General features: G+C 73.8%; 9 protein-coding genes. 3 read left to right on the plus strand and 6 right to left on the minus strand.

The window, feature by feature from the left end; translation table 11 throughout:
- Positions 1 to 100 precede the first annotated feature (100 nt).
- Positions 101 to 787 carry a prepilin peptidase gene (locus tag ABZ641_RS18545; protein ID WP_344625813.1) on the minus strand — a complete coding sequence of 229 codons (687 nt, stop codon included), beginning with the start codon at positions 785 to 787 and terminating at the stop codon, positions 101 to 103.
- Positions 788 to 898: 111 nt separating this feature from the next.
- Here ABZ641_RS18545 and ABZ641_RS18550 point away from each other — a divergent pair, with 111 nt between their 5' ends.
- Positions 899 to 2,113 (plus strand): pyridoxal phosphate-dependent aminotransferase, encoded by a 1,215-nt coding sequence (locus ABZ641_RS18550; protein ID WP_344625812.1) that lies wholly within the window; start codon positions 899 to 901, stop codon positions 2,111 to 2,113.
- Between the two features lie 215 nt (positions 2,114 to 2,328).
- Here ABZ641_RS18550 and ABZ641_RS18555 read toward each other — a convergent pair whose 3' ends face one another.
- The gene (locus ABZ641_RS18555) at positions 2,329 to 4,170 is read right to left on the minus strand and encodes a phosphoenolpyruvate carboxykinase (GTP) (protein ID WP_359983077.1); all 1,842 of its coding nucleotides are present in this window, start codon (positions 4,168 to 4,170) and stop codon (positions 2,329 to 2,331) included.
- Between the two features lie 273 nt (positions 4,171 to 4,443).
- On the opposite strand from ABZ641_RS18555, the gene ABZ641_RS18560 reads away from it, so the two are divergent.
- Positions 4,444 to 5,127, plus strand: a complete 684-nt coding sequence (locus tag ABZ641_RS18560) for a hemolysin III family protein (RefSeq protein ID WP_344625810.1) — start codon at positions 4,444 to 4,446, stop codon at positions 5,125 to 5,127.
- Here ABZ641_RS18560 and ABZ641_RS18565 read toward each other — a convergent pair.
- The 3 genes from ABZ641_RS18565 to ABZ641_RS18575 all read right to left on the minus strand — a co-directional run bounded on the left by ABZ641_RS18565 (position 5,098) and on the right by ABZ641_RS18575 (position 7,188).
- Positions 5,098 to 5,382, minus strand: a complete 285-nt coding sequence (locus tag ABZ641_RS18565) for a hypothetical protein (protein ID WP_359983080.1) — start codon at positions 5,380 to 5,382, stop codon at positions 5,098 to 5,100. The genes ABZ641_RS18560 and ABZ641_RS18565 overlap by 30 nt on opposite strands.
- 311 nt (positions 5,383 to 5,693) lie before the next feature.
- A complete protein-coding gene (locus ABZ641_RS18570; RefSeq protein WP_359983083.1) occupies positions 5,694 to 6,521 on the minus strand; it encodes a hypothetical protein in 828 nt (275 codons plus the stop codon).
- A gap of 10 nt (positions 6,522 to 6,531) precedes the next feature.
- Positions 6,532 to 7,188: a papain-like cysteine protease family protein gene (locus ABZ641_RS18575; RefSeq protein ID WP_344625807.1), complete on the minus strand. Its 657-nt coding sequence runs from the start codon at positions 7,186 to 7,188 to the stop codon at positions 6,532 to 6,534.
- Positions 7,189 to 7,417: 229 nt separating this feature from the next.
- On the opposite strand from ABZ641_RS18575, the gene ABZ641_RS18580 reads away from it, so the two are divergent.
- Positions 7,418 to 8,347, plus strand: coding sequence for a hypothetical protein (locus ABZ641_RS18580; protein ID WP_359983086.1), 930 nt, complete (start codon positions 7,418 to 7,420; stop codon positions 8,345 to 8,347).
- 7 nt (positions 8,348 to 8,354) lie between these two features.
- Here ABZ641_RS18580 and ABZ641_RS18585 read toward each other — a convergent pair.
- The coding region (locus ABZ641_RS18585; protein ID WP_359983089.1) for a GNAT family N-acetyltransferase at positions 8,355 to 8,897 on the minus strand (543 nt) is incomplete at its 5' end.

Below are 8,897 nucleotides of genomic sequence, written 5' to 3' on the forward strand. Positions count from 1 at the left end.
GGGGGCCGGCGCGTCGCTCAGGAGCCCGCCGTACTGCTGGGGTACGGCGGGCTCCGCCCATGTCCGGGCCCGGCCCGGCGCGCCGGACGCGGACGGGCCGTCAGGCCGCGGCCAGCACCGCGAGCAGGGCCCCGGCCAGCAGCGGCGGCCCGAACGGCAGGGCGTCCCCGCGGCCGGCCCGCCGGGTCAGCAGCAGGACGGCCCCCCAGACCCCGCCGAGCAGGAAGGCGGCGAAGACCCCGCCGGCCACCGCGCCCCAGCCGTACAGGCCGAGCACCGCGCCGAGGCTCGGCGCCAGCTTGGCGTCGCCGAGGCCGATCGGCAGCAGCAGGGCGAGCCCGCCGTACAGCAGGCCGAGCGCGGCGGCCGCCAGCAGGCAGCGCAGCAGCACCGCCGGCCGGTGGTCGGCGAGCGGCAGCAGCACCGCCGTCCCGGCGAACAGCGGCAGGGTCAGTGCGTCCGGCAGCCGCAGCACCGCCGCGTCGACGAAGCCGAGCACCACCCCGAACAGGCCCACCCAGCAGAACAGCGGGGCGCTGCCGGCGTCCGCAGCCGTGCCCAGCGCGGCCCCGACGGCGACCGCCACCGCCTCCACCGCGCCCGGCCGCGGCCCGGCCGCCGCCTCGCCGCAGCCCGCACAGCGGCCGGTCGGCCACCTCCCCCACCTGCCCGCCGGACAGCACTGCCGCAACGGCTCCCCGTACGGCACCGCGTGGCGCACCGCGACGGCGCGCAGCAGCGGCGCGGCGGCCAGCCCGAGCAGCGCACCGGCCCATGGCCCGATCATCCCGCCCCCTCGTCGGTCCTCCCGATCCTGGCGCGATCCTCGCGCAGCCGGTGCGGTCTGTGGCGTGGAACACGTGATGATCCCCGTAACGGCGCCGTAAAGTAGGCAGGCATGCAGGTCATCCAGTCCAGCAAGCTCGCCAATGTCTGCTACGACATCCGTGGCCCGGTGCTCGACGAGGCGATGCGGCTGGAGGACCAGGGCCATCGCATCCTCAAGCTGAACACCGGCAATCCCGCCGCCTTCGGCTTCGAGGCGCCGCCGGAGATCCTGCAGGACATCCTGAAGAACCTCTCCTCCGCGCACGGCTACGGCGACTCCAAGGGCCTGCTCTCCGCCCGCCGGGCCGTCGTGATGCACTACGAGGAGCGCGGCCTGCACGGCCTCTCGGTCGAGGACGTCTTCCTCGGCAACGGCGTCTCCGAGCTGATCCAGCTGGCGATGACCGCGCTGCTCGACGACGGCGACGAGGTGCTCGTCCCCGCCCCGGACTACCCGCTGTGGACGGCGTCCGTCTCGCTGGCCGGCGGCACCGCCGTGCACTACCGCTGCGACGAGCAGTCCGAGTGGTACCCGGACCTCGCCGACATCGAGGCCAAGGTCACCGACCGGACGCGGGCCATCGTGGTGATCAACCCGAACAACCCCACCGGTGCGGTCTACCCGCGCGAGGTGCTGGAGGGGATCATCGAGATCGCCCGCCGGAACAGGCTGGTGGTCTACGCGGACGAGATCTACGACAAGATCCTCTACGACGACGCCGAGCACGTGCCGCTGGCCACGCTCGCGCCGGACCTCTTCTGCGTCACCTTCAACGGCATGTCCAAGTCCTACCGGGTCGCGGGCTTCCGCTCCGGCTGGATGGTGCTCTCCGGCGACCGGCACCGGGCCGCCAGCTACATCGAGGGGCTCACCGTGCTCGCCTCGATGCGGCTGTGCGCCAACATGCCGGCGCAGCACGCGGTGGCCGCGGCGCTCGGCGGCCGACAGTCGATCAAGGACCTGGTGCTGCCGGGCGGCCGGCTGCTGGAGTCCCGGGACACCGCGTACCGGCTGCTGAACGAGATCCCGGGCATCAGCTGCGTGAAGCCGAAGGGCGCGCTGTACGCGTTCCCGCGGCTGGACCCGCAGGTGTACAAGATCAAGGACGACGCGCAGATGGTGCTGGACCTGCTGCGGTCCCAGCGCATCCTGGTCGTCCAGGGCACCGGCTTCAACTGGCCCGACCCGGACCACTTCCGGCTGGTCACCCTGCCCCGCCCGGAGGACATCGCCGACGCCGTCACCCGCATCGGCGAGTTCCTGAGCGGCTACGCCCAGCCGTAGCCCGGGGCGAACCACAGGGGCGCGGGGAACCGCGCAACGAGGGATCGGACCACCTCGAGGGACGGGCCGAGCACAAGTGCCCGCACCCGAGAGGTGTACCGATCCCGTGTTGCGCGGTTCCCCGCGCCCCTTGTGCCCTGCCCGTCAGAGCGAAGCGTTCGAGCAGCGCCGCCCCCCGGTGAGGAGGAGGGGCGGCGCTCCCTCAAACCCGGGCGTCAGCCCAGGCGCTTCACCAGCGCGCGGTACTCGTCCCAGAGCTCGCTCGGCGTGTGCTCGCCGAACATCTCCAGGTGGGACGGGACCAGCGCGGCCTCCTGGCGCCAGATGTCGGCGTCCACGGAGAACAGCAGGTCGAGGTCGGACTGCGGGATGTCGAGGCCGGTGAGGTCGAAGCCCTCGACCTCGGGCAGCACGCCGATCGCGGTCTCGACGCCCTTGCCGGTGCCCTCCAGGCGCTCCACGATCCACTTGAGCACGCGGCTGTTCTCGCCGAAGCCCGGCCAGATGAACTTGCCGTCGCTGTTCTTGCGGAACCAGTTGACGTAGTAGATCTTCGGGAGCTTCGAGGCGTCGGCCTCGGCGCCGATCTTCAGCCAGTGGGCGAAGTAGTCACCCATGTTGTAGCCGCAGAACGGCAGCATCGCGAACGGGTCGCGGCGCAGCTCGCCGACGGTGCCCTCCTGAGCGGCGGTCTTCTCGGAGGCGATGTTGGCGCCGAGGAAGACGCCGTGCTGCCAGTCGAAGGACTCGGTGACCAGCGGGACGGCGGTGGCGCGGCGGCCGCCGAAGAGGATGGCCGAGATCGGGACGCCGGCCTGGTCCTCCCACTCGGGGGCGATCGTCGGGCACTGCGCGGCCGGGACGGCGAACCGGGCGTTCGGGTGGGCGGCGGGGGTGCCGGACTCCGGGGTCCAGTCGTTGCCGCGCCAGTCGGTCAGGTGCGCCGGGGGCTGCTCGGTGAGGCCCTCCCACCACACGTCGCCGTCGTCGGTGAGCGCGACGTTGGTGAAGACGGTGTTGCCCCAGAGGGTGTCGATGGCGTTGGCGTTGGTGTCCACGCCGGTGCCGGGGGCGACGCCGAAGAAGCCGGCCTCGGGGTTGATGGCGTAGAGGCGGCCGTCGGCGCCGAAGCGCATCCAGGCGATGTCGTCGCCGATCGTCTCGACCTTCCAGCCCGGGATGGTGGGCTGGAGCATGGCGAGGTTGGTCTTGCCGCAGGCGGACGGGAAGGCCGCCGCGATGTACTTCGGCTCCGCCTTGCCCGTGGGGCCGGCCGGCGGGGTGAGCTTCAGGACGAGCATGTGCTCGGCCAGCCAGCCCTCGTCGCGGGCCATGGTGGAGGCGATGCGCAGCGCGTAGCACTTCTTGCCGAGCAGGGCGTTGCCGCCGTAGCCGGAGCCGAAGGACCAGATCTCGCGGGTCTCCGGGAAGTGCGAGATGTACTTGGTGGAGTTGCACGGCCAGGCCACGTCGGCCTCGCCCTCGGCGAGCGGGGCGCCGACGGTGTGCACGGCCTTGACGAACTCGCCGTCCTCGCCGAGCTGGTCGATCACGGCCTTGCCCATGCGGGTCATCACGCGCATGGAGACGGCGACGTAGGCGGAGTCGGTGATCTCGACGCCGTACGCGGCCAGCGGGGAGCCGACCGGGCCCATGGAGAAGGGCACGACGTACATCGTGCGGCCCTTCATCGAGCCGCGGAAGAGGCCGTTCTCGCCCGCGAAGACCTCCCGCATCTCGGCGGGGGCCTTCCAGTTGTTGGTCGGACCGGCGTCCTGCTCCTTCTCGGAGCAGATGTACGTGCGGTCCTCGACGCGGGCGACGTCGGTCGGGTCGGAGGCGGCGTAGAAGGAGTTGGGACGCTTCTCGTCGTCGAGCTTCTTGAAGGTGCCCTGGGCGACCAGCAGCTCGGCGAGGCGGTGGTACTCCTCCTCCGATCCGTCGCACCATTCGATGCGGGCGGGCTGGGTCAGCTCGGCGATCTCGGCGACCCAGTCCAGCAGCTGCTGGTGGCGGGTGGGCGCGGACTCGGCGAGCGCAGACTTCAGAGGCGACACGTTCGCTCCGTTTCACACCATCTCGGCCAGGAGACGGCATCGCGGGGGTTTGAGGGTGGTTACACGGTAGCCCCGGACACCACCCCGGTTTGGTGCACTTCGTAGTACGTTCCGACATCCTTACTACGAAATGTCCAAGAGAATGGGCACCGGGGGTCGGATTCGGCCGCACCGGGACCGGCACTGAGACGTGGATAACACTCCAGAATGTCCAAAAGTGATGATCGCCACTGACTACTTGGCAGTAACCTACGGTTCCGTAAGATGCTGCGCATGACTGCTGCGGACCTCACTGTGGACCTCGCCGCCGCCGGCGAAGCCCTGAAGCCCAAGTGGCGCGGCTGGCTCCACGCCGGCATGTTCCCCGCCTCGGTGGCGGCCGGGATCGTCCTGATCTGCCTGGCCGACTCGACGGCCGCCACGGCGGCGTGCGCGATCTACTCGGTGACCGCCTGGATGCTGTTCGGGGTGAGCGCGGTCTACCACCGCTTCACCTGGGGCCCGCGCGGCGAGGCGATCCTGCGCCGGCTCGACCACGCCAACATCTTCCTGATCATCGCGGGCACCTACACCCCGTTCACCATCCTGCTGCTGGACGGCGCCCGGCAGCAGCTGCTGCTCTGGGCGGTGTGGGGTGGAGCGCTGCTCGGCATCGCCTTCCGGGTGTTCTGGGTCGGCGCGCCGCGCTGGCTCTACACCCCGGTCTACCTGGCGCTCGGCTGGGCCGCGGCCTTCTTCCTGCCGGACTTCCTGCACACCGGCGGCGCCGCGGTGCTCACCCTGATGATCGTCGGCGGCGGCCTCTACAGCCTCGGCGGCGTGGTCTACGGCCTGAAGCGGCCGAACCCCTCACCCCGCTGGTTCGGCTTCCACGAGGTCTTCCACGCCTTCACCCTCGGCGCGTTCATCGTCCAGTACGTCGGCGTCTCACTGGTCGCGTACAGCGCGGCCGGCTGAGGACGGCCGCAGCTCCAGACGCTCCTGGGCCCGGCGGCAGCGCTCGCAGTGCGCCGCGCCGGGCCCTTCGCCGGTCGGCCGGGGGTGCGCCTTCGCGCGGAACCTCCGGCCGACGTGCGCCATCACCAGCAGCGTCTCCACCGCGGCCACCATCCAGACCGTCCGCGGCCCGCCGGCCAGGTAGCCCACGACGACGGCGAGCGCGGCCGACACCACCACCACCGCACCCCAGAACCGTGCACTCCGCAGCGCCATCGCCTCGCCTCCCGCCAGGTGACAGATCGTCAGATACTCCTCCCCGCCTACGGTGACATGCTCAGCACCTCCGGAGGCGAACTCCGGATCAACACTGCGGCAACACCTCGTGCCGACCGGACGCTCCTCCTCCGAAACATCCGCACGACGGCCGCCGACAAGGGCGGCACGCACACGGAACGCCCGCACGGCCGGCACCCGGCGCGGCGGGCACCCGAGCCGGCGGACACCCGGACACCCGGACACGCCGACGGGCGGCCCGGCCGGTCGAGGACCGGTCGGGCCGCCCTGGGGACGCACCCTCGGGCCGGCTACCGCCGGGCGCCGCGCCTGCGGACGGCCAGCCCCGCCCCCGTCAGCACGGTGACCGCGAGCGCTGCGCCCGCCGCCACCGCCGGTCCGCGCCCGGACGGCCGTCCCGGCCCGGCGGCCACGGCGGTGTCCGCCCAGCCGCCGCCCGCGCCCGCCCGGTCGTAGGACGAGCCCGGCAGCCGGCCGCCGTACCGCTGCTGCACCAGCTTCCGGTACTCGGCGAGGGTGGTGCCGCCCGCGCCGACCGAACGCCGGGCGTCCTCGTCGAGCGGCAGCACCCGGCCGCCGCGCAGCACGTACCAGGCGTCGATCTGCGGCTCCCGGAAGGCGGTGCCGCCACCGGTGGCCGCGGCCTGCGCCGGGTAGTCGGTCTCGTCGCCGCCGGAGGCGATGTTCACCACCCGCCAGCCGCCGCTGTCGCGGATCGTCCAGACCGAGGCGGTCCGCCCGTCCGCGGCGACCGCCCGGCCGGCGACGAACTCCACGCGGGCCACCGGGGCGCCGGCGACGCCCGCGACGAAGCCCTCGTTGAGGCCGTAGACGGCGACCGCGTCCCCGGTCAGCCGGGGTGCGGCGGCGGTCGCGGCCTTCGCCTCGGCCGCCGCGGGGAGTCCGGCCGCGCCGGCCGGGCGCCCCTCCCGGGCGAAGAACAGGGCCACCCGGTCGAGTGCGGCCGGGGCAGCGGCCGCGGACCGGGCGGCGGCCAGCTCCGCCGGGGCGATCGGGGCCGGGGCGGCGGCGTCCGCGGCCGCGGCGAGCGGCGCCGCGGCGAGGCCGAGGCAGCCGGCGAGGACGAGCGCGGTGAGGTGTCTCGGGTATCCGGTCATGGCTGGCTCCTCACGCGCCGATCCGGTACAGGGAGTGGGTCCAGCCGAAGCTGCTGTTGCCGGTGTAGTAGCGGTAGTCCGCCCAGTTGTAGCGGTGGTTGGACGGCCAGGGGTCGCCCCAGTAGACCCAGCTGCCGGCGGCGTCGTAGCCGTAGAGGACGTGCATGTGGCCGCCGCCGGAGGACCACTGGATGCGGGTCTCCACCGGCCGCCCGGCGTCGATCTCGCCCTGGACGGTGGCGTAGGAGAGGGTGCCGCTCACGTAGCGGCCGGGGTTGATGCCGATCCGCCACAGGGCGTTCTGGACGTCGCCCAGGGTGGCCTGGCCGTTCGGGCAGGCGGAGTCGACGGCGCGGCCGAAGGCCAGGTTGCAGAACTGGTTCTGGCTGTAGCCGTAGCCGTAGTAGGTCGCGATGGTGTTGCCGCTCGCGGCCCAGCACCAGTTGGACTGCTGCTGTTGCTGCATGGTGATGCCGAGGGTGCGGGCCGCCGACAGCCCGGCGGCGGGCGCCGGGGCTGCGGGTGCGGGAACGGGGGTCCGGACGGGGGCGGCCTGCGCCGGGGAGGCGGCGGCCGCGGTGAGGGCCGGGGCCAGGACGCCCAGCGCGAGTGCGGCGACCGCACGGCGCAGGCGTCCCGGTGCCGGCGGCACGGGAGTTGACGGCATGGGGGTTCCTCCTGCGGTGGGGCGTAGGAAGAGGTGTGGGGGTGCGCGTCCGGACGCGGTGCGAAGAGCATCGGGCGCCGTCCGGCGCCGGTCAACGCGCGGCCGGGCCGCGCCGTCCGCGGTGTGAACGCCCGCCCTCCGGATGTGAACGCGGCCCGCCCGCCACGTCCGTACCTGATGACACGGCGGGCACGGGGTGTGAATATTCACCCCAGCCCCGGAGGTGGCCATGCAGCCGACCGTCCCGCCGGATCTCGCGGCCGTGCTCCGCACCGGCCCGTTCCCGCTCGCCCTGCGCACCGCCATCGCCGCGCGCGGCCTGGCCCTGCAGCGGGTGCAGGAGCGCCTCGCCCGGCGCGGTGTCCGGGTCGGCGTGACCAGCCTCAGTTACTGGCAGCAGGGCAGGCGGCGGCCCGAACGCCCGGAGTCGCTGCGGGCCGTGGCGGTGCTGGAGGAGGTGCTCGACCTGCCGGAGCACTCGCTGACCCGGCTGCTCGGCCCCCGCCGGGCCCCGGCCGGGCCGGCCGCGCCGGCCACCCTGCCGTACCGCGCCCTGATCCGGCCGCGCAGCGCCGTGGACGGGCTGATCGCCGCGGTCTCCGGCCCGCAGGACTCCGGGCTGCACACGGTGGTGCACGTCGAGCGGATCCGGATCGACGCCCGCCGGCGGCTGGCCCGGCGGGACTCCCAGCACGCGCTGCGCGCCCACCGCGACGGCGTCGACCGCTACCTCGCCATCCACCAGGGCGATCCCGGCGCGGACCCGGGGCGGGTGGTGCTGCGCGCCGAGGAGAACTGCCGGCCGGGCCGGATCCGGCGCGACCCGGAGCACGGCCTGCTGGTCGCCGAACTGCTGCTGGACCGCAGGCTGCGCACCGGCGACACCCACCTGCTCGGCTACGGCTTCGACGACGCGCCGACCCCGACGCCGAGCTGCGAGTACGTCCGCGGCTTCAACGCCGGTGCCGGCCAGTACGTCCTCCAGGTCACCTTCGACCCGGCCGCGCTGCCCGTCCGCTGCCACCGCTTCGCCGTCCGGGCGCCGGGCGAGCGGCCCCACGAGTCGGAGGAGCTGACCCTGGACGGGCACCACAGCGTGCACCTGGTGGCGACCGGCCTGCCGCCCGGCCTGCTCGGCATCGGCTGGGACTGGGACTGACCGCCCGTCAGCCGGCCGCGAAGTCGAAGGTCACGTGGTCGGCCACCGGCCGGTAGCCGAGCTTCTGGTAGATCGAGTTGCTGACCGGGTTGGCGAGGTCGGTGTAGAGCAGCACCTCGGCGGCGCCGGCCGCCAGGGCGTGCGCCGAGGCGGCGGCGACGACCCCGCTGGCGTAGCCGCGGCCGCGCAGGGCGACGGGGGTGAAGACCGGGCCGATCCGGGACATCCCGGCGATCACCGGGCTGGCGCCGGCGAAGGAGACCGGGCGGCCGCCGTCCTCCCACACGTGCAGGCCGCCCTCGGCGAGCCTGCCGTCCACGTAGGCGCCGTGGTCGACCGGGTTGCTCTCGCCGATCTCGGCGAGGAAGGCGGCGCTCCACTCGACGAGCTGCTCCCGGTCGGCGGGCCCGGCGGGCCGCGCGGTGCCGGCGGGCACCGGTGAGGGCCCCTCCAGCCCGGCCAGCCGGTAGAGCCGCTCGTCCACCGCGGTCTCGGCGCGGACGGCGCCTGCGGCAGCGGGCGGCCAGGCCGCGGCGAACGCCGCCGCGGC

The sequence above is a fragment of the Kitasatospora sp. NPDC007106 genome (assembly GCF_040634455.1).
GTDB lineage: Bacteria > Actinomycetota > Actinomycetes > Streptomycetales > Streptomycetaceae > Kitasatospora > Kitasatospora arboriphila.

What these genes read in the sequence shown, in the direction of transcription:
- ABZ641_RS18575 (WP_344625807.1), bottom strand. Translation starts at nt 7,188, where the DNA reads ATGCCGTCAACTCCCGTGCCGCCGGCACCGGGACGCCTGCGCCGTGCG.
- ABZ641_RS18545 (WP_344625813.1), bottom strand. Translation starts at nt 787, where the DNA reads ATGATCGGGCCATGGGCCGGTGCGCTGCTCGGGCTGGCCGCCGCGCCG.
- ABZ641_RS18560 (WP_344625810.1), top strand. Translation starts at nt 4,444, where the DNA reads ATGACTGCTGCGGACCTCACTGTGGACCTCGCCGCCGCCGGCGAAGCC.
- ABZ641_RS18565 (WP_359983080.1), bottom strand. Translation starts at nt 5,382, where the DNA reads ATGGCGCTGCGGAGTGCACGGTTCTGGGGTGCGGTGGTGGTGGTGTCG.
- ABZ641_RS18580 (WP_359983086.1), top strand. Translation starts at nt 7,418, where the DNA reads ATGCAGCCGACCGTCCCGCCGGATCTCGCGGCCGTGCTCCGCACCGGC.
- ABZ641_RS18570 (WP_359983083.1), bottom strand. Translation starts at nt 6,521, where the DNA reads ATGACCGGATACCCGAGACACCTCACCGCGCTCGTCCTCGCCGGCTGC.
- ABZ641_RS18550 (WP_344625812.1), top strand. Translation starts at nt 899, where the DNA reads ATGCAGGTCATCCAGTCCAGCAAGCTCGCCAATGTCTGCTACGACATC.